Origin of the sequence: Pantoea sp. ICBG 828 (genome assembly GCF_002928355.1) — a bacterium.
Taxonomy (GTDB): Bacteria; Pseudomonadota; Gammaproteobacteria; order Enterobacterales; family Enterobacteriaceae; genus Pantoea; species Pantoea dispersa.
Map to the genome: position 1 here is coordinate 270,550 of NZ_POWN01000006.1, position 23,793 is coordinate 294,342.

General features: G+C 58.1%; 23 protein-coding genes. 12 read left to right on the forward strand and 11 right to left on the reverse strand.

Going from position 1 to position 23,793, the window contains the following annotated elements:
• Positions 1-2: 2 nt before the first annotated feature.
• The 4 genes from C1Y43_RS16755 to pabB form a co-directional block, all read right to left on the reverse strand.
• A complete protein-coding gene (locus C1Y43_RS16755; protein WP_058771241.1) occupies positions 3-1,565 on the reverse strand; it encodes an EAL domain-containing protein in 1,563 nt (520 codons plus the stop codon).
• Between the two features lie 234 nt (positions 1,566-1,799).
• The gene (locus tag C1Y43_RS16760) at positions 1,800-3,164 is read right to left on the reverse strand and encodes an L-serine ammonia-lyase (RefSeq protein ID WP_058774595.1); all 1,365 of its coding nucleotides are present in this window, start codon (positions 3,162-3,164) and stop codon (positions 1,800-1,802) included.
• 190 nt (positions 3,165-3,354) lie between these two features.
• The gene (locus tag C1Y43_RS16765) at positions 3,355-3,924 is read right to left on the reverse strand and encodes a CoA pyrophosphatase (RefSeq protein WP_104189000.1); all 570 of its coding nucleotides are present in this window, start codon (positions 3,922-3,924) and stop codon (positions 3,355-3,357) included.
• A gap of 1 nt (position 3,925) precedes the next feature.
• Complete coding sequence (pabB, locus tag C1Y43_RS16770; protein WP_104189002.1) at positions 3,926-5,278, reverse strand: aminodeoxychorismate synthase component 1; 1,353 nt, start codon at positions 5,276-5,278, stop codon at positions 3,926-3,928.
• A 115-nt stretch (positions 5,279-5,393) separates the two neighbouring features.
• On the opposite strand from pabB, the gene C1Y43_RS16775 reads away from it, so the two are divergent.
• Complete coding sequence (locus tag C1Y43_RS16775) at positions 5,394-5,579, forward strand: YoaH family protein (protein WP_021510035.1); 186 nt, start codon at positions 5,394-5,396, stop codon at positions 5,577-5,579.
• A gap of 13 nt (positions 5,580-5,592) precedes the next feature.
• On the opposite strand, the gene C1Y43_RS16780 is transcribed toward C1Y43_RS16775, so the two are convergent.
• Entirely contained in the window at positions 5,593-5,937 is a 345-nt protein-coding gene (locus tag C1Y43_RS16780; RefSeq protein WP_058757734.1) for a RidA family protein, read from the reverse strand.
• A gap of 125 nt (positions 5,938-6,062) precedes the next feature.
• On the opposite strand from C1Y43_RS16780, the gene C1Y43_RS16785 reads away from it, so the two are divergent.
• The 5 genes from C1Y43_RS16785 (at position 6,063) to rnd (ending at position 12,490) form a co-directional block, all read left to right on the forward strand.
• A complete protein-coding gene (locus C1Y43_RS16785) occupies positions 6,063-7,973 on the forward strand; it encodes an ATP-dependent DNA helicase (protein ID WP_104189004.1) in 1,911 nt (636 codons plus the stop codon).
• 52 nt (positions 7,974-8,025) lie between these two features.
• On the forward strand, positions 8,026-8,727 hold the full coding sequence (gene tsaB, locus C1Y43_RS16790) for a tRNA (adenosine(37)-N6)-threonylcarbamoyltransferase complex dimerization subunit type 1 TsaB (protein ID WP_104189006.1): 702 nt from the start codon (positions 8,026-8,028) through the stop codon (positions 8,725-8,727).
• Between the two features lie 60 nt (positions 8,728-8,787).
• On the forward strand, positions 8,788-9,381 hold the full coding sequence (locus C1Y43_RS16795) for a Slp family lipoprotein (RefSeq protein ID WP_010616392.1): 594 nt from the start codon (positions 8,788-8,790) through the stop codon (positions 9,379-9,381).
• Between the two features lie 208 nt (positions 9,382-9,589).
• On the forward strand, positions 9,590-11,263 hold the full coding sequence (fadD, locus tag C1Y43_RS16800) for a long-chain-fatty-acid--CoA ligase FadD (RefSeq protein ID WP_132462411.1): 1,674 nt from the start codon (positions 9,590-9,592) through the stop codon (positions 11,261-11,263).
• 105 nt (positions 11,264-11,368) lie between these two features.
• Positions 11,369-12,490 carry a ribonuclease D gene (rnd, locus tag C1Y43_RS16805; protein ID WP_021510041.1) on the forward strand — a complete coding sequence of 374 codons (1,122 nt, stop codon included), beginning with the start codon at positions 11,369-11,371 and terminating at the stop codon, positions 12,488-12,490.
• Between the two features lie 55 nt (positions 12,491-12,545).
• On the opposite strand, the gene minE is transcribed toward rnd, so the two are convergent.
• Genes minE through minC form a run of 3 tightly spaced genes read right to left on the reverse strand, consistent with a single transcriptional unit; the run spans position 12,546 to position 14,372 of the window.
• On the reverse strand, positions 12,546-12,815 hold the full coding sequence (minE, locus tag C1Y43_RS16810) for a cell division topological specificity factor MinE (RefSeq protein ID WP_010616394.1): 270 nt from the start codon (positions 12,813-12,815) through the stop codon (positions 12,546-12,548).
• A 3-nt stretch (positions 12,816-12,818) separates the two neighbouring features.
• The gene (gene minD, locus C1Y43_RS16815; protein ID WP_021510042.1) at positions 12,819-13,631 is read right to left on the reverse strand and encodes a septum site-determining protein MinD; all 813 of its coding nucleotides are present in this window, start codon (positions 13,629-13,631) and stop codon (positions 12,819-12,821) included.
• 33 nt (positions 13,632-13,664) lie between these two features.
• Positions 13,665-14,372 carry a septum site-determining protein MinC gene (gene minC / locus C1Y43_RS16820; RefSeq protein WP_021510043.1) on the reverse strand — a complete coding sequence of 236 codons (708 nt, stop codon included), beginning with the start codon at positions 14,370-14,372 and terminating at the stop codon, positions 13,665-13,667.
• A 153-nt stretch (positions 14,373-14,525) separates the two neighbouring features.
• Here minC and C1Y43_RS16825 point away from each other — a divergent pair, with 153 nt between their 5' ends.
• The 3 genes from C1Y43_RS16825 to C1Y43_RS16835 all read left to right on the forward strand — a co-directional run bounded on the left by C1Y43_RS16825 (position 14,526) and on the right by C1Y43_RS16835 (position 16,243).
• Positions 14,526-14,801, forward strand: a complete 276-nt coding sequence (locus C1Y43_RS16825; RefSeq protein ID WP_021510044.1) for a YcgL domain-containing protein — start codon at positions 14,526-14,528, stop codon at positions 14,799-14,801.
• Between the two features lie 270 nt (positions 14,802-15,071).
• Positions 15,072-15,731: a fumarylacetoacetate hydrolase family protein gene (locus C1Y43_RS16830; RefSeq protein ID WP_021510045.1), complete on the forward strand. Its 660-nt coding sequence runs from the start codon at positions 15,072-15,074 to the stop codon at positions 15,729-15,731.
• A 65-nt stretch (positions 15,732-15,796) separates the two neighbouring features.
• Positions 15,797-16,243 carry a YcgN family cysteine cluster protein gene (locus C1Y43_RS16835; protein WP_021510046.1) on the forward strand — a complete coding sequence of 149 codons (447 nt, stop codon included), beginning with the start codon at positions 15,797-15,799 and terminating at the stop codon, positions 16,241-16,243.
• A gap of 57 nt (positions 16,244-16,300) precedes the next feature.
• On the opposite strand, the gene dsbB is transcribed toward C1Y43_RS16835, so the two are convergent.
• Positions 16,301-16,831, reverse strand: a complete 531-nt coding sequence (gene dsbB / locus C1Y43_RS16840; protein ID WP_040679952.1) for a disulfide bond formation protein DsbB — start codon at positions 16,829-16,831, stop codon at positions 16,301-16,303.
• Positions 16,832-17,140: 309 nt separating this feature from the next.
• Here dsbB and fadR point away from each other — a divergent pair, with 309 nt between their 5' ends.
• Positions 17,141-17,860, forward strand: a complete 720-nt coding sequence (fadR, locus tag C1Y43_RS16845) for a fatty acid metabolism transcriptional regulator FadR (protein WP_058757728.1) — start codon at positions 17,141-17,143, stop codon at positions 17,858-17,860.
• A 277-nt stretch (positions 17,861-18,137) separates the two neighbouring features.
• On the opposite strand, the gene C1Y43_RS16850 is transcribed toward fadR, so the two are convergent.
• Positions 18,138-19,673 (reverse strand): SpoVR family protein, encoded by a 1,536-nt coding sequence (locus tag C1Y43_RS16850; protein ID WP_031280208.1) that lies wholly within the window; start codon positions 19,671-19,673, stop codon positions 18,138-18,140.
• A 498-nt stretch (positions 19,674-20,171) separates the two neighbouring features.
• Between C1Y43_RS16850 and C1Y43_RS16855 the strand changes: the two genes are divergently transcribed.
• Together C1Y43_RS16855 and dadX are read left to right on the forward strand one after the other, a co-directional pair.
• Positions 20,172-21,473: a D-amino acid dehydrogenase gene (locus tag C1Y43_RS16855; RefSeq protein ID WP_104189010.1), complete on the forward strand. Its 1,302-nt coding sequence runs from the start codon at positions 20,172-20,174 to the stop codon at positions 21,471-21,473.
• Between the two features lie 21 nt (positions 21,474-21,494).
• On the forward strand, positions 21,495-22,565 hold the full coding sequence (dadX, locus tag C1Y43_RS16860) for a catabolic alanine racemase DadX (protein WP_104189012.1): 1,071 nt from the start codon (positions 21,495-21,497) through the stop codon (positions 22,563-22,565).
• Here the strand turns inward: dadX and C1Y43_RS16865 are convergent.
• Entirely contained in the window at positions 22,558-23,751 is a 1,194-nt protein-coding gene (locus C1Y43_RS16865; RefSeq protein WP_104189014.1) for a multidrug effflux MFS transporter, read from the reverse strand. The genes dadX and C1Y43_RS16865 overlap by 8 nt on opposite strands.
• Positions 23,752-23,793 lie beyond the last annotated feature (42 nt).

Consider the following 23,793-nt stretch of genomic DNA (forward strand, 5'->3'; position numbering starts at 1 on the left):
CATCAGGCGCCCAGCTGCGCCTGATGCTGCGCCAGCCATTGCGGAAAGTCCTCAATCGGCATCGGGCGCGCATAGTAGTAACCCTGCAGATGATCCACGCCGCGCTCGCGCAGATAATGCGCCTGCTCGGCGGTTTCCACACCCTCCGCGACCAGCGCGATATTCAGCCGCTGCGCCAGTGAAATCACCATATCGGTCACCGTGGCGTTGATCGCGTCAGTACCAATCGCGGCGGTAAAAATTTTATCGATTTTCAGTACGTCCGGCTTCAGGTCCTTCAGATAGGCCAGCGAACTGTGGCCGGTGCCGAAATCGTCAATCGCCAGCCGCACGCCAATTTCATGCAGCTGCGCCACGACCGTCTGGTCGATGACCGGCAGCGCATCGCGCTCGGTCAGCTCCACCACCAGTTTTGGCAGGGGATTGGCGGGCCACCAGTAGCGCTGTAAATCCTCAACAATCAGGCGATCGCGGAAGTGGCTGGCCGCGACGTTAATCGCGATATGAAATGTCGGGCACTGTGGCAGATTAGGCAACTCCGCGACGACTCTGGCAATCACAAAGCGCGTCAGCGGTGCAATCAGATTCTGGCGTTCGGCCAGCGGAATAAATACGTCCGGGGCAATCCAGCCCTGACGCGGATTGTGCCAGCGCAGCAGCAGCTCGATACCATCGCAGTCGCCGCTGCGGGCATTGATCAGCGGCTGGCAGTAGACCATAAATTCGTTAGCGGTGATGCCATAGCTGATTTGCCAGCTCAGACTCATGCGATTGGCGGTGGCCAGCCAGACGATATAGCCCAGCAGCAGGCTCAGCAGTACCGCCAGCGGCAGCTGAGACGGCAGCGTGTTGAGCGCCAGCCGCGCCGGAGAGGGACCGTACAGCGTAATGCTGTAGGGATAACGCAGCGAGGCCTGATCGTAGGCCACTTCGTCATCGGACGGCACGGTATGCTCGATCAGCGGATTACCGTACTCGAGGCTCTGTCCGCCTACGTTAAAGATCGCGCGCTCCACCCACGGCAGCTGCGGCTCCAGCAGATAGTTGGTCATCAGTTCAATGTTGATGATCTGCAGCAGGCCGTCCTGGTTATCCAGCGATTTTGGCGTCCACAGCAGCAGCACCGGCGAACCTTTCAGCAGGTAGTCGTCGGTGGACAGCATCATGCGCTGATTGTTGATCGCCAGCTCGGGATAGGTCTGGCTGAACGAGATGTGGCGCGGGCCATAAATACTCGAACAGTAGATGGTATCGTCCTGCACCAGCAGCACGGTGCGCACGGTTTGCAGCGCGGCGATCTTCTCAATCAGCGGGTAGCGCACCTGCGTGCAGGGCACGCCCACCAGCCCCAGCGTGTTGTTGGCGGAGACGTCCAGCGGCGAAAACATGCGGTCAAAGCGCTCAATCGCGCGGGTGGCAAAGTTAAGGGACTGCTGCTCAATGCGTGACTTCTCTTCGATGTAGCGAAAAGTCAGCGTAAGAATGAGAACCAGCGACGCGATCACCAACGCAATAAGCAGGCGCTTACGGCGAAATTGACCCACAAATTGCTGGGGAAGGAGCATCAGTAACCACCTTGCTAAGACAAAGAATGAGACCAAATTAACGTGAAAGTTATCGGCATGGCGGCGGCCAAATTTAGCGCGGCTGGAGAAAAAAAGCGGCACTAAAAAATCGCGCGACCATTAGAGGTCGCGCGCAAAAATAATGTATCTGGTTTGATAACGCGGAGGTAGAGGCCATTGCAGAAATAATGGCCGATCGCTGCAATTGTCAGCAGCGAAACGCGACGTTGCCGGTCAGTCGCACTGCACCTTGATCGCCAGACCGCCGCGCGAGGTCTCACGATATTTAGCGTTCATGTCTTTGCCGGTCTCGTACATAGTCTCGATCACCTTATCCAGCGATACGCGCGGCTCGCTGGTGCGGCGCAGCGCCATTCGCGCGGCGTTGATCGCTTTCACCGAAGCAATGGCGTTACGCTCAATGCATGGCACCTGTACCTGACCGGCGACCGGATCGCAGGTCAGTCCGAGGTTGTGTTCCATGCCGATTTCAGCGGCAACGCACACCTGCTCCGGGCTGGCTCCCAGCAGTTCAGCGAGGCCGGCGGCGGCCATTGAGCAGGCCACGCCCACTTCTCCCTGGCAGCCGACTTCGGCACCGGAAATCGAGGCGTTCATTTTATACAACACGCCAATCGCGCCCGAGGCGAGGAAGTAGCGGATAAAAATATCCGGCGTGACCGTTTCGATGAAGTGATCGTAATACGCCAGCACCGCCGGCACGATACCGCAGGCACCGTTGGTCGGTGCAGTGACCACCCGACCACCGGCTGCATTCTCTTCATTCACCGCCAGCGCAAACATATTGACCCAGTCGATGACGTTCATCGGATCGTTGGAGTGTTTGGTCGAGGAGACCAGCAGACGTCGCAGCGACGCCGCCCGGCGCGGCACGCGCAGCGGGCCCGGCAGCACGCCTTCGGTATTCAGGCCACGATCGATACACGCCTGCATGGTTTGCCAGATGTTGCCAAAATAGGCGTAAATCTCGTCACGGCTGTGCAGCGCCAGCTCGTTTTTCATCACCAGCCCGGAAAGCGACATGCCGGTATCGCGGCAATGACTGAGCAACTCTTTGGCTGAATGGAACGGGTAGGGTACGGCGACCTCATCCAGCACTGACTGACCAAAGTGCGCTTCGTCGACAATAAAGCCACCGCCAATCGAGTAATAGGTTTTGCGCTCAAGCAGACGATCGCCGGCAAAAGCGTACAGGGTCATGCCGTTTTCATGCAGCGACAGGTTTTCGCTGCGGAAGACCATGCCGCCGTCACGCGGGAAGTCGACCTCGCGCGCGCCCTGTGCCAGCAGCAGGCGCTCACGCGTTTCGACATCTTTGATAAACGCCGGAATGCTGTCGATGTCGACGCTGGCAGGCTCAAAGCCGGCCAGCCCCATAATGATGGCAATGTCAGTGTGGTGTCCTTTCCCGGTGAGCGACAGTGAGCCGTAGACGTCCACCGCCACGCGCGTCACGTCCTGCAGCTTGCCCTGTTCGATCAGCAGGTCAACAAACTGTTTGCCCGCTTTCATCGGGCCAACGGTATGCGAACTGGATGGGCCGATACCCACTTTGAACATGTCAAAAACACTTATCACCGGTGACGCTCCTCACAAATCTTCTTTTCTACGGCGCAGGCCGTTAATGCGGCTAATAGTAATCGCCAGCGGGCGGCAGCGAGCAGCTTTTCGCATGAAATAAACTAATTATAAACCACAGAAATAGTTATCCGTATCCCCGGATGTGAACGGGATCAATTTTTCGGCCAGGGTGAAACGGGACGGGGGATCAGGGCAGGGCGATCTGCTGGCCGAGCGCGCGCAGGATACCGGCGGTCATGCCCCAGATAAAATAATCTTCATACCATGACAGCCACACCTGGTGCTGGCGATGACCGCGGCGCAGCGTCAGTCCGCTGTAGCGCCCCAGCCGCAGCGCCTCTGCGAGCGGCATGGAAAAGGCGCTTTCAACTTCATCCGGGTTGAGCTGCAGCGGCAGGTGCGGCGGGATGATACCGACCACGGGCGTGACGGCGAAACCGGTACTGCTGGTGACCGGCGGTAGCACGCCGACCACCCGCACCTGCTGCGGTGCGATGCCCACTTCTTCCTGCGCTTCACGCAGCGCGGTGGCGATCAGCGAATCGTCAGTGGCATCCATCATGCCGCCGGGGAACGCCACCTGCCCGGCATGTTTGCGCAGCAGCGCGGAGCGGCGGGTCAGCAGCAGTTCGGGCTGGTCGCCATCAATCACCGGTACCAGCACCGCGGCACGGCGTCCGCTGATCACGCTGTGCGCGGTCGCCAGCGGCGGCTGCAGCACAAAGCGACTGAGAAACTGCGCCAGCGTCAGCTCCATATCACGCCTCATCACGCAGACAGGGCAGAATACGGTTGAGCTTGTGCAGCGTCTCCTGATATTCCGCCTCAGCATCGCTGTCAGCCACCAGGCCGCCGCCCGCCGCGCAGTACAGCTGCTGGTTTTCGGCAATCAGCGTGCGGATGGTAATGCTGCTGTCCATACGCCCGCACAGGCTGATGTAGCCGATACTGCCACACCACGCATTGCGCCGCTGCGGTTCGAGTTCCTCGATGATCTCCATGGCGCGGATCTTGGGCGCGCCGGTAATGGAGCCGCCGGGGAAACAGGCGCGCAGCAAATCGGTAGCGGAGAGCGCGTCTGGCAGTCTGGCCCGCACCGTGCTCACCAGGTGATGCACCGCCGGGAACGGCTCCACCACAAACAGCTCCGGCACGCTGACGCTGCCCGGCTCGGCGACGCGGCCAATATCATTACGCAGCAGGTCGACAATCATCAGGTTTTCCGCCCGATCTTTTTCGGCGCTGGCCAGTTTCTCCGCCTGCAGCCGATCGGCCTGCGGATCGGCCAGGCGCGGCAGCGTGCCTTTAATCGGGCGGGTTTCAATCTGCTGTTGCTGCAGCGAGAGAAAACGCTCGGGCGACAAGCTCAGCACGGCACTGTGCGGCAGACGAATGAAGGCACTGAACGGCGCGCGGTTGGCGCGGTTGAGACGTAAAAACGCCTGCCACTCATCGCCGCGATAGCTGGCCTGGAAACGCTGCGCCAGATTAACCTGGTAGCAATCGCCCGCCTGAATGTAGGCCTGCACCGCCTGGAAACGCGCGGCGTACTGCGCATAGCTCATATTGGCCTGCCAGTCGCTGGTCAGGGCAAAGGGTTTGGGCTGCGGCACCGCCAGCGCCTGTAGCCACTGCCAGCGCTGCTCCGCGTCGTGGAGGGCAATCAGCGTCAGCGTCTGGCGATGATGATCGGCAATCAGCGCCCAGTCATAAATGCCGACCGCCATATCCGGCGTGTGTAAATCCTGCTGCGCCCGCTGCGGCAGCGTTTCGAAACGGCGACCGAGGTCATAACCAAACAGACCCAGCGCGCCGCCCTGAAACGGCAGATTTGCATCAAACGCCGGCCGGATGCCCAGCGCGTCCAGCTGCTGCTGCACCAGCTGCAGCGGATCGGCGTTAGAGTGGCTGATGCCTGTGCCATCGTCGATGACGGTGCTGTCACCGCGCGTCGTCAGGGTCACCCGCGGGTCGGCGGTGAGAATATCGAAACGGTTATCCGCGTGCTCGGCATGACCAGAGGTCAGCAGCATCGCCCAAGGGCGGTGCGCCAGCGTGGAAAAACGGTGTAAAAGTGTATCGGGCGTATACTGTAGCGAGAGGGTTTTCACGTTCGTTTGGCTAAATCAGTTCAGCAGGCAGGCGCGTAGCCTGGCATATTTTTTTGCTGCTGGCACCTGTTTGTTCAGCGTGGAATAATGCGTCCCCCCATTACAGGAGTGCATCATGTTTTCAGGTCTTCCGGCTTTATCGCACGAACAGCAGCAGCAGGCAGTGGAACGTATTCAGGAACTGATGGCCGGCGGCATGTCCAGCGGGCAGGCGATTGCGCAGGTGGCGCAGGAAATTCGCCAGAACCATCAGGGCGAAGCGATTCGGGCGCGCTTCGAAGAGGACGAAGACGACGAATAGCGCCCGGCGAGCGTTATAGCGCGGCGATGATTTTGATTTCCACTTTATAGCGCGGATTCATCAGGCCGGCCTGCACCGTGCAGCGTACCGGCGCATTACCCGGCGAGACCCACGCATCCCAGGCGCGGTTCATCGCGGCAAAGTCCTCTTTGTCTACCAGGAAAATGGTGGCGTCGAGAATTTTGCTTTTATCCGAACCCACGCGCGTCAGGATGCGGTCAATCACCGCCAGCGCGTTGGCGGTCTGCGCTTCCGCATCGTCATCCAGATTCTCCGGCACGCTGGTGTAATACACGGTCTGGTCATGTACAACCGCTTCGGACATGCGGTGCTCGGCATCAATACGCGTAATGGTCATGCTGCTCTCCTTTATTTTTGCTGCGTTAGCCTGCCATATCCCATGGCCGGCTGTCATCTGTTGTGGTCGCCTGCGGTGAATCCTGACATAATTACAGTAGTTTTAAGAGCAATCGGTGAGGATGTGTGGCAGACGATTTTGCAGCGGATGGCGCGTTAGCGCAGGCGATTCCCGGCTTTAAGCCGCGCGAGGCACAGCGCGAAATGGCGCAGGCAGTGAGCGAAGCGGTGCAGCAGGCGGGCGAGCTGGTGGTCGAGGCCGGCACCGGCACCGGTAAAACTTATGCTTATCTGGCACCGGCGTTGCGGGCGAAGAAAAAAGTCATTGTGTCGACCGGTTCCAAAGCGTTGCAGGATCAGCTCTACAACCGCGATCTGCCGACCATTGCCCGCGCCCTGGCGTTCAGCGGCAAAACCGCGCTGCTGAAAGGGCGCTCCAACTATCTGTGCCTGGAACGGCTGGAGCAGCAAAATCAGACCGGCGGCGATCTCAGCGTGCAGGCGCTCGGTGATTTGATTAACGTGCGCAGCTGGTCATCGGAGACCGTTGATGGCGACGTCAGCAGCTGCGCCGGCGTCGCGGAAGACAGCCCGATCTGGCCTTACGTCACCAGCACCAACGATAACTGCCTCGGCAGCGATTGCCCGCTGTATAAAGATTGCTTCGTGGTGAAGGCGCGCAAAAAAGCGATGGATGCGGATGTGGTGGTGGTGAACCATCACCTGTTTCTCGCTGACCTGGTGGTCAAAGAGGGGGGATTTGGCGAGCTGATCCCGGAAGCCGACGTGATGATCTTCGACGAAGCGCACCAGCTGCCGGATATTGCCAGCCAGTATTTTGGCCAGCAGCTGTCGAGCCGGCAACTGCAGGATCTCGCCAAAGACATTATCCTTGCCTACCGCACCGAGGTGCGCGATGTGCAGCAGCTGCAGAAATCCGCCGACCGGCTGGCGCAGTGCGCACAGGATTTCCGCCTGACGCTGGGCGAGCCCGGTTTTCGCGGCAATCTGCGTGACCTGCTGAGCGACAACAACATCATGCGCATGTTTACGCTGCTGGATGATGCGCTCGAGCTGTGTTACGACGTGATTAAGCTGTCGCTGGGCCGTTCCGCGCTGCTGGACGCCGCCTTCGAGCGTGCCGCGCTGTATCGCACCCGGCTCAAGCGTTTACGCGCGATTGATGAACCGGGCTTCAGCTACTGGTACGAATGCAGCAGCCGGCACTTTACGCTGGCGCTGACGCCGCTGTCGGTCGCGGAGCGCTTCCGCGAAGTGATGGACGGACGCAAAGCGGCGTGGGTGTTTACCTCAGCGACGCTGGCGGTCAACGAACAGATGAGCCACTTCGCCAGCCGGCTCGGCGTGGATAATGCCCGCACCCTGATCCTCGAAAGTCCGTTTAATTATGCGCAGCAGGCCTTGCTGTGCGTGCCGCGCAACATGCCGGAACCCAACTATCCTGGCGGTGCGCGTCAGCTGGCACGCATGATGAAACCGCTGATTGAAGCCAACAAAGGGCGCTGTTTCTTCCTGTGCACCTCGCACAAAATGATGCGTGAGCTGGCGGCGGAGTTCCGCGCCTCCATGACCCTGCCGGTGCTGTTGCAGGGCGAAACCAGCAAAGGGCAGCTGCTCAAACAGTTTCTTGATGCCGGCAATGCACTGCTGGTGGCCACCAGCAGCTTCTGGGAAGGCGTTGACGTGCGCGGTGATGCGCTGTCGCTAGTGATCATCGACAAGCTGCCGTTTACCTCGCCGGAAGATCCGCTGCTGAAGGCGCGCATGGAGGATTGCCGTCTGCGCGGCGGCGATCCGTTCAACGATGTGCAGCTGCCGGACGCAGTGATCACCCTCAAGCAGGGCGTGGGCCGTCTGATTCGCGATACCGACGATCGCGGCGTGCTGGTGATTTGTGACCAGCGGCTGGTGTCGCGTCCGTATGGCGGACTGTTCCTTAATAGCCTGCCGCCGACACCGCGCACCCGCGATTTACAACGTGCGATTGACTTTGTGCGTCCGCCAGAGCAGCACTAATTTGTGCCAGGCTATGGTAAGATGCGCGCCATTTTGATTCTCTGAGGTTGTTATGTCCGCCCGAATTTTAGCCCTGGACACCGCGACAGAAGCCTGTTCTGCCGCGCTGCTGAATCAGCAGCAGATCGATGCCCGCTTCGAAATCGCGCCCCGCGATCATACTCAACGTATTCTGCCGCTGGTGCAGGAATTGCTGCAGGCGCAGTCGCTGGCGCTGGACGCGCTGGACGCGCTGGCGTTTGGCCGCGGGCCTGGCAGTTTTACCGGCGTGCGCATCGGCATTGGCATCGCGCAGGGCCTGGCGCTGGGCGCAAATCTGCCGATGATTGGCGTATCCTCGCTGGCCACCATGGCGCAGGGCGCCTGGCGTTTGACCGGGGCAACGCGCGTGCTGGCGGCGATTGATGCGCGCATGGGTGAAGTCTACTGGGCAGAGTATCAGCGTGATGAGCAGGGCGAGTGGCAGGGCGCTGAGAGCGAAGCCGTACTCAAGCCGGAAGCGGCACAGGCGCGCATCGCGCATCTGAGCGGCGAGTGGGCCACCGTCGGCACCGGCTGGCAGGCTTATCCGCAGCTGCTGGCTGGAACGAGCGGGGCACAACTGCTGACCACCACGGTCACGCTGCCTGCTGCAGAAGATATGCTGCCGCTGGCGCTCAGCGCCTGGCAGCGCGGCGACAGCGTGGCAGTGGAAAATGCTGAGCCGGTTTATCTGCGCAATGAAGTGGCATGGAAAAAATTGCCGGGACGCTAGGCGCCCACGCAACTTATTTTTGCGCCTTCAGTCTAACGGAGAAATAACAGGAGAAGTGCTATGCCAATTAGTCGTAAAGGGATGTCTGGCGCTCTGTTAGCCTGTGCGCTGTTGCTCAGCGGCTGCGTGTCAGTGCCGGATGCCATTAAAGGGAGTTCTCAGCTTCCACAGCAGGATTTATTACGCGTGATGAATGCGCCGCAGCTGTATGTCGGCCAGGAGTCGCGCTTCGGCGGCAAAGTCGTGAAGGTGACCAACCTCAACGGCCTGACCCGGCTGGAAATTGCTACTCAGCCGCTGGATGACAGCGCGCGACCGCGCCTCGGTGCTGCCTCAATTGGCCGCATTTACGCTGACATTCATGGTTTTGTTGATCCGATCGACGTCAATAATCAGTACGTCACGGTGTTGGGCAATATCAAAGGCACCGAGAAAGGGGAAATTGGCAAAGCCAGTTACAACTTTGTGGTGATTGATGTGCGCGGTTATCAGCGCTGGCATCTGACTCAGCAGGTGATGACGCCGCCGCAGCCGATCGATCCGTGGATTTGGTACGGGCCGACGCGTCGCCATCCCGGCTATTGGGGGCCTAACCCCTACTGGGGCATGAACACCGGCGGTCCGGCGCAGGTCGAGACAATTCTTACCGAATAGCGCTAAACAGGTTTTTTTACGGCCCGGTCGCGGTGCTCGCGAACGGGCCTTTTTATTGGGCGCGCAACCGATGCGCGAAATTTAGTGATGCGCCTCGCAACCTGAAAATGCCGGAACAGGCAAACTGGTACAATCAGTTAAAATATTGTTAACAACACTGATTGCAGAGGCGGCGATGACTACGCAACAAGAATATCGGGGTGAATCTTTGAACAAGGTTTGGCTGAAACGCTATCCGCCAGATGTACCAGCGGAAATTAACGCAGACCGTTATCCCTCTTTGGTCGATCTTTTCGAACACGCAGCGCAACGTTATGCCGATCAGGTGGCTTTCATTAACATGGGCCAGCCAATGACTTACCGCCAGCTGGAGCAGCAGAGCCGTGCTTTTGCGGCCTGGCTGCAACAGGGATTAGGCTTGCAGCAGGGCGATCGCGTCGCGCTGATGATGCCGAATCTGCTGCAGTATCCGGTGGCGCTGTTTGGTGTGCTGCGTGCCGGTATGGTGGTGGTGAATGTTAACCCGTTGTACACGCCGCGCGAGCTGAAGCACCAGCTTAATGACAGCGGTGCCAGTGCAATTGTCATTGTCTCCAACTTCGCCCATACGCTGGAAAAAGTGGTCGCGGAAACCCCGGTTAAGCACGTGATGCTGACGCGCATGGGCGATCAGCTGGCGCCGGTAAAAGCCACGCTGGTGAACTTCGTCGTTAAATATGTGAAAAAGCTGGTACCGAAATACCATCTGCCAGGGGCGGTACCGTTCCGTCATGCGCTGCAGCAGGGCGAGCAGATGAGCTATCATCGTCCTGTGATCAATAATCAGGATCTGGCATTTCTGCAGTACACCGGTGGCACTACCGGCGTGGCGAAAGGCGCCATGCTGACCCACGGCAACATGCAGGCTAATCTGGAGCAGACCAAAGCCACCTACGGTAAACTGCTGCGCGCCGGTCAGGAGCAGGTGGTAACCGCGCTGCCGCTTTATCACATCTTTGCCCTGACGGTGAACTGTCTGCTGTTCCTCGACCTGGGCGGCACCAACCTGCTGATTACCAACCCGCGCGATATTCCCGGCTTCGTTAAAGAGCTGAGTAAATTTCCTTTTACCGCCATCACCGGTGTTAATACGTTGTTCAACGCCCTGCTGAACGATGCCAATTTTAACCAGCTGGATTTCTCCACGCTGCGTCTGTCTGCCGGTGGCGGCATGGCGGTGCAGAAAGCGGTGGCCGAGCGCTGGGAGAAACTCACCGGGCACTATCTGCTGGAGGGCTACGGACTCACCGAATGCTCACCGCTGGTGTCGGTTAATCCGTATGATATTACCTGCCACACCGGCAGCATCGGTTTGCCGGTTCCGTCGACGGACGTGCGTATTGTCGATGATGAAGATCGCGACGTACCGCCAGGCGAACCGGGTGAACTGTGCATCCGCGGGCCGCAGGTCATGATTGGCTACTGGCAGCGACCGGATGCCAGCGAGGAAGTGCTGAAAAATGGCTGGCTGCACACCGGTGATATTGTTACCGTGGACGCGGAAGGGTTTATCCGCATCGTCGATCGTAAAAAAGACATGATTCTGGTGTCCGGCTTTAACGTGTATCCTAACGAAATCGAAGATGTGCTGATGCAGCACGCCAAGGTGCGCGAAGCGGCGGCCATTGGCGTGCCGAGCGATCTCTCCGGCGAAGCGGTGAAAGTGTGCATCGTGAAAAAAGATCCGTCACTGACGAAAGAGGAAGTGCTGGATCATTGTCGCCGTCAGCTCACCGGCTATAAAGTGCCGAAGATTATCGAGTTTCGTGATGAGCTGCCGAAGACCAACGTCGGTAAAATTTTACGTCGCGAATTGCGCGACGAGGCGAAGCGCGAAGCGTAGTACTGGCTTCCGCTGAATGCTCAGGTTAACGCCGGCACCGTCCGGCGTTTTTATTGCTTTTAACATGGAGCGCTGTGCGAGGTTTGTCGCAGCGAGAAAGACAACGTGAATTACACCCTGATCGACCACAATGACCAGCTGGCCGCCGTATGCCAGCAGGCCCGCCAGCATCGCGCCGTGGCGCTGGATACCGAATTCGTGCGCACCCGCACGTACTATCCGCAGCTTGGCCTGATCCAGCTCTTCGATGGCGAGCAACTGGTTCTGATCGATCCGTTAACCATCAGCGACTGGGCACCGTTTGTTGCGCTGCTGCAGGATCGTCAGCTGACCAAGTTCCTGCACGCCGGCGGGGAAGACCTTGAAGTCTTCCTGCATCGTTTCGGCTGCCTGCCGGAGCCGATGATCGATACACAGATTCTGGCCGCTTTCGCCGGGCAGCCGCTGTCGTGGGGCTTTGCCGCGATGGTCAATCATTTCAACCAGATTGAGCTGGATAAGAGCGAAGCGCGCACCGACTGGCTGGCGCGTCCGCTTACCGAGCGGCAGTGCCAGTACGCTGCGGCCGATGTGGCTTATCTGCTGCCGATCGCCCATCAGCTGGTGGCGCAAACCGAAGCGGCAGGCAACATGGCGGCGGCGCTGAGTGAGTGCGCTACGCTGTGTCAGCGCCGTCTTGACGTACTGCAGCCGGAAGAGGCGTGGCGCGATATCACCAACGCGTGGCAGCTGCGTCCGCGCCAGCTGGCGGTGCTGCAGCGCCTGGCCGCGTGGCGTCTCAACCTCGCCCGGCAGAAAGACATGGCGGTGAATTTTGTGGTGCGCGAAGAGAACCTGTGGAAAGTCGCGCGCTTTATGCCCGGCAGCCTTGGCGAGCTGGATCATCTCGGCCTGAACGGTCACGAAATTCGCTTCCACGGTAAGGCGCTGGTGGCGATGGTGGCAGAAGCGCAGGCGCTGGATGAGGCCGCATTACCGCCGCCGTTGCCTAATCTGATTGACCACGCGCATTACAAGCAGGCGTTTAAAGCGATTAAAGCGCTGGTACAGCAGGTGAGTGAGCAGACCGGTTACAGTCAGGAGCTGTTAGCATCACGGCGCCAGATTAACCAGGTGCTGAGCGTGCACTGGGGACTGAAAAGCGCCACGCGTCCGCCGGAACTGCTGGCAGGCTGGCGGGGTGAGGTGTTGAAAGCCGGTATCGACGAGATTTTACACACGCTGTAAGCGGAACGTTTTCCCCTGCGCAACCACGCAGGGGAAAATCAGGAACCCGCTACAATCATTTAGGAACGTCTTCCGTCTCCGGCAGCGTCACGTTGAGCTCGAGGATAGAGATGTCATCCCCTTTCTGATCCAGCTGCACCGTGACCATGTCCGGGTCAATTTTCACGTATTTACAGATCACTTCCAGGATATCGCGCTTCAGCTGCGGCAGATAGTGGGGCTCACTGTCGCCCCTTCTGCGTTCGGCCACGATAATCTGCAGCCTTTCCTTGGCTATGTTGGCTGTGTTCTTCTTACGGGATAAAAAGAAATCAAGTAATGCCATTGGTTATCCCCCGAACAGGCGTTTCAGGAAACCCTTCTTCTCTTCTTCGATAAAGCGGAAGGGGCGTTCTTCGCCAAGCAGGCGATCTACGGTATCAGCGTAAGCTTTACCGGCGTCAGAGTTTGCATCGAGGATCACGGGCTCACCCTGGTTAGACGCGCGCAGCACCGACTGATCTTCCGGAATCACGCCGACCAGAGGAATGCGCAGGATTTCCAGCACGTCTTCCATGCTCAGCATGTCGCCACGCGTTACGCGTCCCGGGTTATAGCGGGTCAGTAACAGGTGCTCTTTTACCGGCTCTTCGCTGTTTTCAGCGCGACGTGATTTCGACGAGATGATGCCGAGAATACGGTCTGAGTCACGCACGGAAGAGACTTCCGGATTGGTGGTAATGATCGCTTCATCCGCGAAGTACAGCGCCATCAGCGCACCGGTTTCGATACCGGCCGGCGAGTCGCAGACGATAAAATCGAAGTCCATTGCCGCCAGGTCGTTCAGCACTTTTTCCACGCCTTCGCGGGTCAGGGCATCTTTATCACGGGTTTGTGAGGCGGGCAGAATGTAAAGCTGCTCGGTGCGCTTGTCGCGAATCAGTGCCTGATTCAGCGTCGCATCGCCCTGGATAACGTTGACAAAGTCATACACCACGCGGCGTTCACAGCCCATGATCAGGTCGAGGTTACGCAGACCGATATCGAAATCGATCACCACGGTTTTTTTGCCTTTCTGCGCTAACCCTGTGGCGATGGCCGCGCTTGACGTGGTCTTGCCAACGCCCCCTTTACCCGATGTAACTACAATGATGCGTGCCATAAATGTTGATTTCCTTAACGAAAGAAAAGGGGCCTAATTAAGTGTCTGGATGGTGAGCGCGCCCTCTTTAAGGCACAGGCGCGCGGCTTTACCAAAGAATTCCGCCGGGATCTGGTCCATGATCCAGTATTCGCCGGCAATGGAGACCAACTCTGCTGACAGGTTGGTACAAAAAATCTGGCAGTCGCGATCGCCGCTGGCACCGGCCAGGGCGCGGCCGCGCATCATGCCGTAAATATGAATGTTGCCGTCAGCCACCAGTTCGGCACCGGCGCTGACGCTGCTGGTGACGATCAAATCGGCGTTGCGCGCGTAAATCTGCTGACCGGAACGCACTGGCGTATTGATGATACGCGTTTTGCTGGCCGGTTCGCTGACCGGCGGCGCGACCGCTTCCGGCTCCGGCGCGGGCGCATCAGCGCGTTTGCGGTTCTCTTTACCCTCTGACAGCACCGGCAGGCCAGCGCGGGCAATCATCTTTTTCAGGGCTTCATCTTTACAGCCGCTCACGCCCACAATGCGTAAGCCGGTGGCGCTAACGGCCTGCTGCATCTGCTTCCAGTTGATGTCACCGTTCAGGGCTGACACGTTCAGCACCACCGGCGCGTTGTGCAGAAAAGCCGGGGCCTGGTCGATTTTGTCCTGCAGCGCCTGACGAATCACCTCGGGTTGCGAATGGTGCAGATGAACAACTGACAGGGTAAAACTGCTGCCCTTGAATTCGATTGGCGATTGCGACATCTGTCCTGACTCAGTCCTGTTTTACGACCCTGAAGTAAACGCCGATAAAATCGTCATTAACACCCGCGGGTCAATATTCGAAGTTCTGCAAGCATGTTATAGTTACTGCTATATTCAGGCAAGTGACGCCCTTAGTTAATTCGAGTAAAAAATATGTTTTGTGTGATCTATAGAAGCCCGCAACGCGACCAGACTTATCTGTATGTAGAAAAAAAAGACGATTTTTCGCGCGTCCCGGAAGAACTGCTGCGCGGCTTTGGTAAGCCGCAGCTGGCGATGGTGCTGTCGCTCGACCAGCGCGACAGGCTGGCCAACGCTGACATCAATAAAGTGAAGCAGGGTTTAAGCGAACAAGGTTATTATTTGCAGATCCCACCACCGGTTGAAAGTCTGCTCAACATTCACCTTGAACAGGGTAAAAAAGTTTAATTCAGATTCATCTGTAAAAATATATCCTGTAAATATAATCAGTGCTTCGGCATTAATTTAACTGCTCACCTTAACCCATTATTGTGGGCAATAATCGTTGTCTTAAGCGGCGGACCTGATGAACTGGGGAACGGCTTTTGCCGCTTTTCGTCACGTGCTCCGCGATAAACCCGCTAATATAGTGCTCAGCAGCCTGCCACGCTCCGGCGGCTGATGAGACATCTTCGCCAGCGCGGCTGGCACCAAACACAACTCAAGCAGGGGATTAGCATGTATCAGCATCGTAACTGGCAGGGCGCGCTGTTGGATTATCCGGTCAGCAAAGTGGTGTGCGTCGGCAGCAACTATGCAAAGCATATTAAAGAGATGGGCAGTGCCACCCCGAGTGAGCCGGTGGTGTTTATCAAACCGGAAACCGCGGTGTGTGATTTGCGGCAGCCACTGTCGATCCCGGCCAGCTTTGGTGAGGTGCATCATGAAGTGGAGCTGGCGGTGCTGATTGGCGCCACTCTGAAGCAGGCCAGTGAGGAGCACGTGGCGAAAGCGATTGCCGGTTATGGCGTCGCGCTGGATTTAACGCTGCGCGATCTGCAGGCCGGGTTTAAGAAAGCCGGTCAGCCATGGGAGCGCGCCAAGAGTTTCGATAACTCCTGTCCGCTGTCCGGGTTTATTCCGGCGGCTGAATTCAGCGTCGATCCGCAGGACGCCGAACTCAAGCTGGTCATTAACGGCGAGGTGCGCCAGCACGGCACTACGGCAGATATGATCCACAAAATTCTGCCGCTGATTGCTTACATGAGCCAGTACTTCACGCTGCGCGCCGGTGACGTGGTGCTGACCGGTACGCCTGAAGGCGTGGGCCCGCTGCGCTCCGGCGATAAGCTGGAAGTGTCGCTGGCCGGTCACGGTATCAGCACCCGCGTACTGTAATACTTGCATCACCGCACCTGAAGCTTTATAAGGTGCGGTCTTGTTGCTCAACCCGGACCGCTATCATGACCGACCAACCTTTCTGGCAGACCAAACGCCTGGACCAAATGAACGACGCAGAGTGGGAATCGCTGTGCGACGGCTGTGGACAGTGCTGTCTGAATAAGTTGCAGGATGCGGATACCGATGAGATTTACTTCACCAACGTCGCCTGCAATCAGCTCAACATCAAGACCTGTCAGTGCCGCAATTATGAGCGTCGCTTCGAGTACGAAGAAGATTGCATCAAGCTGACGCGCGAGAATCTCACGACCTTTAACTGGCTGCCGCGCACCTGCGCTTACCGGCTGTTAGGGGAGGGCAAAACGCTGCCGGCGTGGCACCCGCTGATTGCCGGGTCGAAGAAGGCGATGCATGCTCAGCGTATTTCGGTGCGATACATCGCGGTGCGCGAGAGTGAAGTGCGCGACTGGGAAGAACACATTATTGACCGGCCGGATCGGAACGGCTGATAACGCAACAGGCAGCCGCGGCTGCCTGTTTTGTCTGAGACTTAGTTTGACTGGTATTCAGCGACCAAACAGATCGCGACGTTTTGCTTTGAACGGTTGCGCAATCAATACCAGAATGCCCACCAGCAGATAAGCGGCAAAAATCACGATCATCCACTGCGGCATGCTCCAGGTCAGGAAAGTCCATCCGCGTTCGGCGCAGTCACCGCTGGCGACAAATACCGCCGGCAGCCATTTATCCAGCGGCAGCCAGCTCGGGAAGCGAGCAGCAAAATCGCAGGTCACAAACGGGTTGGGATGCAACTGAATCATGGTGTGCTCATAAGAGAGGCGTACCCCTTCATAAGCGCTGTAGAGCCAGATGGCGATGGCGGCCCAGCGCAGCGGCGTTTTAGGCGCAATTGCACCGACCAGGCCGGCGCCCATGACGCCAAACAGCGCACAACGCTCATAGATACACATTACGCAGGGTTGCAGTCCCATCACGTGCTGAAAGAACAGCGCAACCAGTTCAAAAACCAGGGCGGTCAGGGCCATTAATAACCAGGCACCGCGTCCGCGTGAGCATTGATTCAAGTATCGCAACATATTGCTTTTCCCGTAGCCGTTAATGCATCGCAGTGTAAACCAAAAGCGTACCCGTGCCAGCCAGGCAGGCGGAAAAAATCATGTATAAAAATGACTTATCCCTGATCCACGCCAAAAAATCGTGGCTTTTAGCACACGGCATCAAAAGCGCCCACGCAAGCGCAGCGTAACCCACGGCTTTTTTCGCTGCGCAGCTGCTGAATTTTGCGCCAGCGCGCGCTTTTAATCCGCTGGCAGGCTATTTCCGCTATGACCCCTCTGGTATGATGAGTGCTATTACGACAAAGAAAGCAACGAGAAATAAATGCTATGGTGATTAAGGCACAGAGCCCTGCAGGATTCGCTGAAGAGTACATAATTGAAAGCATCTGGAACAGCCGTTTTCCGCCGGGATCGATTCTTCCTGCCGAACGTGAGCTTTCTGAACTGATCGGCGTGACCCGCACCACTCTGCGTGAAGTGCTGCAGCGGCTGGCTCGTGATGGCTGGCTGACCATTCAGCATGGTAAACCCACCCGCGTCAATGATTTCTGGGAAACGTCTGGTCTTAATATCCTCGAAACGCTCGCCCGTCTTGACCACGACAGTGTGCCGCAGTTAATTGATAACCTGCTGTCAGTGCGTACCAATATCGCGTCAATCTTTATCAGCCGCGCGCTGCGCCATCATCCGGATAAGGCGCGTGAAGTGCTGGAGAGTGCGCTGAGCGAGGAAGATCAGGCTGAAGCCTATACCGAGCTGGATTACCGCGTGTTTCGCGGCCTGGCCTTTGCTTCCGGCAACCCGATTTACGGCCTGATTCTCAACGGTCTGAAAGGGCTGTACACCCGCGTTGGCCGCCATTACTTCTCGAATCCGGAAGCGCGTGAACTGGCGCGTAACTTCTATCGTCAGCTGGCGGATCTGTGTGGCAAACAGCCGACGCAGGATCAGATCGTCGACAGCGTGCGTAACTACGGCCGCCGCAGCGGTGAAATCTGGCACAGTATGCAGAAAAGCATGCCGGATGATTTGAGCAGTAAGCGTTAAGTTTGCCCTGCCAGGTACGGTTTTAGCCGGGCACAATTTTGACTGACCTGACGCGTCGGCTGATGGAAGGGCAATCCGCAGCGCTGAGGCTTTTACGTTGCGCCAGGAGATTCCCGTGGGAAGCGGGAATCAGGCCGGGCCGGTCAGGATGACCGATACCGGCCGGTCCGTAAGGCGTAACGTAAACGCCGCAGGTACCGCGTAGCGGCGCGAGGACCTGGCCCGGCAGCAGCCGATGCGGCAGGTCCAGCGCAACCCTGCGCGTTTTATCTTCCTCTCAAAGCGCCGGTCCGCGCGCCGGACAGCGATCCAGCAGCTCCACGCTGCCATCTTCGTTCTGCTGTTCCAGATTGACATCAAAACCCCACAGCCGATGCACATGCTTCAGCACATCGCGACGGCTCTTATCGAGCGGGGCGCGCTGCTGCGGCACATAGCGTAGCGTCAGCGAACGGTCACCGCGCAGGTCAACGTTGTACACCTGAATATTCGGCTCCAGATTGCTCAGATTGTACTGCGCTGACAGCTGCTGACGAATCGCACGATATCCCGCCTCATCATGAATGGCGGCAATCTCAAGATAGTTATTGCGATCGTCGTCCATCACCGTAAACAGACGGAAATCCCGCATCACTTTCGGCGACAGGAACTGGCTGATGAAGCTCTCGTCTTTAAATTCGCGCATGGCGAAATGCAGCGTCTTCAGCCAGTCGGAGCCGGCGATGTCCGGGAACCAGTAGCGATCTTCCTCGGTTGGCGACTGACAGATGCGCTTGATATCCTGGAACATGGCAAAGCCCAGCGCATACGGGTTGATGCCGTTATACCACTGGCTGTTATACGGCGGCTGATACACCACGTTGGTATGACTGTGCAGGAACTCCATCATAAAGCGCTCCGACACTTTGCCCTCATCGTACAGGTGATTCAGGATGGTGTAGTGCCAGAAGGTCGCCCAGCCTTCATTCATCACCTGGGTCTGTTTCTGCGGGTAAAAATACTGGCTGACTTTACGCACAATGCGCAGCACTTCACGCTGCCACGACTCCAGCAGTGGCGCGTTCTTTTCCATAAAGTACAGCAGGTTTTCCTGCGGCTCAGAGGGATAGCGCGCCGCCTCGACCTGAGTAAACTCTTTCTCTTTGCGTGGCAGGGTGCGCCACAGCGTATTGACCTGGCTCTGCAGATACTCTTCCCGGCTTTTCTGCCGCGCTTTCTCTTCCTGCAGCGAAATCTTTTGCGGGCGTTTATAGCGATCGACGCCATAGTTCATCAGCGCATGACAGGAGTCCAGCAGCCGCTCGACCTCTTCCACGCCATAACGCTCTTCGCAATCAGAGATGTAGTTACGCGCGAACAGCAGGTAATCGACAATCGAGCTGGCATCGGTCCAGCTGCGGAACAGGTAGTTGTTTTTGAAGAAAGAGTTGTGGCCATAGCAGGCATGCGCCATCACCAGCGCCTGCATGGTCATGGTGTTCTCTTCCATCAGATAAGCGATACAGGGATTCGAGTTAATAACGATCTCGTACGCCAGTCCCTGCTGGCCATGTTTGTAGCGCTGCTCGGTTTCGATGAATTTCTTGCCGAACGACCAGTGGGCATAATTGATGGGCATCCCCACGCTGGAGTACGCATCCATCATCTGCTCGGAGGTGATCACTTCAATTTGGTGCGGGTAGGTATCGAGCCCATAGCTTTTGGCCACGCGGTCGATCTCCGCCAGGTAGACATCAAGCAGTTCAAAGGTCCAGTCGGGACCGTCACTGAGTCGTTTGCTGTTGCGGGTTGGCTCGTCAAACATTGTCGTCATAGCGCACCTCTGTTTTGCAAGCGGCAGGCAACAGAGTGTCACCTGTCACGATCGTTTAAGGCTTCATCCTGAGAAAGACAGCCCAAAAAAACTGAGCGAACACTTCAATGATAGTCCACTGTCGCTTATCCGATGCGGGAACTCAATCGAATTCTTTTGGTACAAAATCATCATAATAGGCGTGCTTTGGTAGCTAATAAGGTGATGTGTTATCTGAGTGATAAATTGCAGCATTAAATCCTGTTTATAAGCGCGCGATATGACTGCGGCGCTTTCTCCTGAAAAAAGTGAGATGCTCTGCCTTTCGCATAATAATTCGCTGGTTAACGCTTTTAAGGCACAAAAAACTCTGATTTTGGCGCGACCGCATGATTTCAGTGTGCAGTTAAGTGAAAAACATGTGAAATGAAAGGGTCGAATGTAATATCAGTTCAGCCATGGGTTATGCTAAACCCGATGGTGATACCAGTTAATTATGCTTTTCTCGATGAGGGGCTTATGCGCGTAGTCATTCTGGGTAGTGGTGTCGTAGGGGTAGCCAGTGCGTGGTATCTGGCGCAGGCGGGGCATGACGTCACCGTAATCGATCGCCAGCCCGGCGCGGCGCTGGAAACCAGTGCCGGCAATGCCGGGCAGATTTCGCCCGGCTATGCGGCACCCTGGGCGGCGCCCGGTGTACCGCTCAAGGCGGTAAAGTGGATGTTTCAGAAACACGCACCGCTGGCGGTGCGACTTGACGGCAGCAAGTTCCAGCTGGAGTGGATGTGGAATATGCTGCGCAACTGCGACATGCGTCACTACCAGGAAAACAAGGGACGTATGGTGCGCATCGCCGAATACAGCCGCGATTGCCTGAAAGCACTGCGCAGCAGCACCGGCATCGCCTATGAAGGGCGCCAGGGCGGCACTTTGCAGCTGTTCCGCACGCAGCAACAGTTTGACAGCGCCAGCAAAGACATCGCGGTGCTGCGTGAAGCGGGTGTGCCTTATGAGCTGCTGGAAGCGCATCAGCTGCACAGTGTGGAGCCGGCGCTGGCGGGTACCGCGCACAAGCTGACCGGCGGCTTGCGCCTGCCGAATGACGAAACCGGTGATTGCCAGCTGTTTACCCAGCGTCTGGCGGCGATGGCAGCCGCAGCCGGTGTCACTTTCCGTTATGACACGTCGGTGGATCAGCTATTGCGCGAAGGCAATCGCATCTATGGCGTGAAGTGCGGCGATGAAGTCATCAAAGCCGATGCTTACGTCGTGGCGTGTGGCTCTTACTCCACGGCGCTGCTGAAAGACATCGTGTCGATTCCGGTCTATCCGCTGAAAGGCTATTCCCTCACTATCCCGATCAAAGATCCGCAGGGCGCGCCGGTCTCCACCATCCTGGATGAGACCTATAAAGTGGCGGTGACACGCTTCGATGACCGCATTCGCGTCGGTGGCATGGCCGAAATCGTTGGTTTTAACACCAAACTGTTGCCGGCACGACGTGAAACGCTGGAGATGGTGGTCCGCGATCTCTATCCTGAAGGCGGGTATGTTGAACAGGCTACGTTCTGGACCGGACTGCGCCCGATGACGCCGGATGGCACGCCCATTGTCGGGCGCACGCCGCTGACCAATCTCTGGCTGAACACCGGGCACGGTACGCTGGGCTGGACGATGGCCTGTGGTTCCGGCCAGTTGCTGGCCGATCTGATTTCGGGACGTAAACCGGCCATCGCCGCCGACGACTTGTCTGTGCTGCGTTATCTGCCGGGCTTTGCGGCCCCGGCATCGCCGCTGCGTAATGCCAGCGCGACGCGCTGATACTTCAGGGAGAGTAAAAACATGTCACGTCCTACGGGTGCCACCATTAATCAACAGGCGCTGCGCCACAATCTGGCGATTGTGCGTCAGGCGGCACCGCACGCGCGCGTCTGGTCGGTGGTGAAGGCCAATGCCTACGGCCACGGCATTGCCCGCGTATGGCAGAGTCTGGCGGAGACCGACGGTTTCGCGCTGCTGAATATGGAAGAGGCGATCCTGCTGCGCGAGCAGGGCTGGAAAAAGCCAATTCTGCTGCTGGAAGGCTTCTTTCACGCCGATGACCTGACGCTGATCGATCGCTATCGCCTGACCACCAGCGTACATAGTAACTGGCAGATTCAGGCGCTGGCGAAGGCGCAGCTGTCGGCGCCAGTCGATGTTTATCTGAAGATCAACAGCGGCATGAACCGTCTCGGTTTTCGTCCGGAACAGGCGCAGGCGGCCTGGCACAAGCTGCGTGCGTTGCCCAACGTGGGGGAAATGACGCTGATGGCGCACTTTGCCGATGCGGAAAACCCGCAGGGGCTGGTGGAACCGATGCAGCGCGTGGAACAGGCGGCGGAAGGACTGAACTGCCCGCGTTCGCTTGCCAACTCCGCGACCACGCTGTGGCATCCGCAGGCGCATTTTGACTGGGTGCGGCCCGGCATTATTCTCTACGGCGCGTCACCGAGTGGCGACTGGCAGGATATCGCCAGTACCGGTCTGCAGCCGGTAATGACACTCAGCAGTGAAATTATTGGCGTACAGCAGATCGGTGCCGGCGAGGGCGTTGGCTACGGTTATCGCTACCACGCGGCCGCGCCGCAGCGTATCGGTATTGTGGCCTGTGGCTATGCTGACGGCTATCCGCGCCATGCGCCGACCGGTACGCCGGTCAGCGTTGACGGCATCCGCACGCAAACGCTTGGGGCGATCTCGATGGACATGATGATGATTGACCTCGAACCCTGCCCGCAGGCGGGTATCGGTTCGCGCGTGGAGCTGTGGGGCAACGAGGTGAAAATTGATGAGGTGGCGAAAGCCGCCGGAACGGTAGGCTACGAGCTGATGTGTGCACTCGCGCCGCGCGTCCCGGTCACGCTTAGTTAAGCGCCGTCACTGTACCACGCATGTTCTTACTGCAGCGCCAGGCGATCAGCGCCAGCGCTGCACCCACCAGCATCATCAGCGCTAACGCTGATTTCTCTGCCACCGGCAGCGCCACCATCGCCAGGCTGCCACCCGCACCGCCCGCCATCTGAATAAATCCCTGCAGCGCCGCCGCCACACCCGCCTGCTGCTGATACGGCTCCAGCGCATAGCTGGTGGCCGGCCCGACGGTGAAGGCCAGGCCGGCTACCGAGATCGCCACCGGAATCATGTACAGCGACCAGTGGGTTTGCCAGGCCGCAGGTAACAGCGTCATCCCCGCCACCAGCAGCAGCGCACCGAGCAGCATGGTGACAAACCCCATGGCGAGACAAAATGGGCGGCCCGCCTTGCGAATGGTTTTATTAACAAAGGCACTCACCAGCATGATCCAGAAACCGTTGGCGCCAAAGGCAAAGGAGAACTGCAGCGGCGTCAGGCCACCTTCGGTCATCAACACGTGCGGCGCCAGCGAAACGTAGGTCAGCACCATGCCGAGCGCGCCCGCGTTGGCAAAGGCGAAAGCGAGAAAGCGCGGCTGCCGGGCGATGGCAGCATACTGCGCCAGCGGCAGCCCTTTAACGCGCAGCGTGTCCGCCGGACGCGTTTCCGGCAGCGCGACTACCACAATAATGGCAATCACCAGCGCATAACCGCACAGGAACCAGAAGGGCGCACGCCAGCCATAGGCTTCCGCCAGAATACCGCCGAGCAGCGGTGCCAGCGCCGGCACGATGTTCAGCGCGCCATTGAGGAAACCATAAGCGCGCGCCGCGGCATCGCCGCTCAGCCGATCGCGCACGCCGCTAAATGCCACCACCGCGCTACAGCATACCGCGCAGCCCTGAATCAGGCGCGCCAGGAAGAACACCGGCCAGACGGTGGCGGTTGCAGCCACTGCGCTGCCGATGATGTAGAGCGCGAGGCCGATCAGCGCGATCGGCTTACGGCCAAAATTATCCACCAGCGGACCGGTGACCAGCTGACCGATACCCATCACCAGCAAAAACAGCGGAATGGTGGTCTGGATCAGACTGACCGGGCTATGAAGACCGTCGGCAATCTGCGGCAGCGTCGGGAGGTAGAGATCAATGCCCAGCGGTGCCAGCAGCACCAGGCTCAAAAGGAGTAGGGTAAACTTTTGCATTACGAACCAGTAACGTCCTGTTAAACAGGCGAGAAGGGTAAT

Excerpts from the sequence above, each read along its gene's own strand:
- dsbB (WP_040679952.1), bottom strand. The coding sequence starts at position 16,831 with ATGTTGCGATACTTGAATCAATGCTCACGCGGACGCGGTGCCTGGTTA.
- C1Y43_RS16775 (WP_021510035.1), top strand. The coding sequence starts at position 5,394 with ATGTTTTCAGGTCTTCCGGCTTTATCGCACGAACAGCAGCAGCAGGCA.
- tsaB (WP_104189006.1), top strand. The coding sequence starts at position 8,026 with ATGTCCGCCCGAATTTTAGCCCTGGACACCGCGACAGAAGCCTGTTCT.
- C1Y43_RS16835 (WP_021510046.1), top strand. The coding sequence starts at position 15,797 with ATGACCGACCAACCTTTCTGGCAGACCAAACGCCTGGACCAAATGAAC.
- C1Y43_RS16865 (WP_104189014.1), bottom strand. The coding sequence starts at position 23,751 with ATGCAAAAGTTTACCCTACTCCTTTTGAGCCTGGTGCTGCTGGCACCG.
- minE (WP_010616394.1), bottom strand. The coding sequence starts at position 12,815 with ATGGCATTACTTGATTTCTTTTTATCCCGTAAGAAGAACACAGCCAAC.
- C1Y43_RS16855 (WP_104189010.1), top strand. The coding sequence starts at position 20,172 with ATGCGCGTAGTCATTCTGGGTAGTGGTGTCGTAGGGGTAGCCAGTGCG.
- C1Y43_RS16765 (WP_104189000.1), bottom strand. The coding sequence starts at position 3,924 with ATGGAGCTGACGCTGGCGCAGTTTCTCAGTCGCTTTGTGCTGCAGCCG.
- minD (WP_021510042.1), bottom strand. The coding sequence starts at position 13,631 with ATGGCACGCATCATTGTAGTTACATCGGGTAAAGGGGGCGTTGGCAAG.
- C1Y43_RS16755 (WP_058771241.1), bottom strand. The coding sequence starts at position 1,565 with ATGCTCCTTCCCCAGCAATTTGTGGGTCAATTTCGCCGTAAGCGCCTG.
- C1Y43_RS16850 (WP_031280208.1), bottom strand. The coding sequence starts at position 19,673 with ATGACGACAATGTTTGACGAGCCAACCCGCAACAGCAAACGACTCAGT.
- C1Y43_RS16830 (WP_021510045.1), top strand. The coding sequence starts at position 15,072 with ATGTATCAGCATCGTAACTGGCAGGGCGCGCTGTTGGATTATCCGGTC.
- fadR (WP_058757728.1), top strand. The coding sequence starts at position 17,141 with ATGGTGATTAAGGCACAGAGCCCTGCAGGATTCGCTGAAGAGTACATA.
- minC (WP_021510043.1), bottom strand. The coding sequence starts at position 14,372 with ATGTCGCAATCGCCAATCGAATTCAAGGGCAGCAGTTTTACCCTGTCA.
- C1Y43_RS16825 (WP_021510044.1), top strand. The coding sequence starts at position 14,526 with ATGTTTTGTGTGATCTATAGAAGCCCGCAACGCGACCAGACTTATCTG.
- dadX (WP_104189012.1), top strand. The coding sequence starts at position 21,495 with ATGTCACGTCCTACGGGTGCCACCATTAATCAACAGGCGCTGCGCCAC.
- C1Y43_RS16795 (WP_010616392.1), top strand. The coding sequence starts at position 8,788 with ATGCCAATTAGTCGTAAAGGGATGTCTGGCGCTCTGTTAGCCTGTGCG.
- C1Y43_RS16780 (WP_058757734.1), bottom strand. The coding sequence starts at position 5,937 with ATGACCATTACGCGTATTGATGCCGAGCACCGCATGTCCGAAGCGGTT.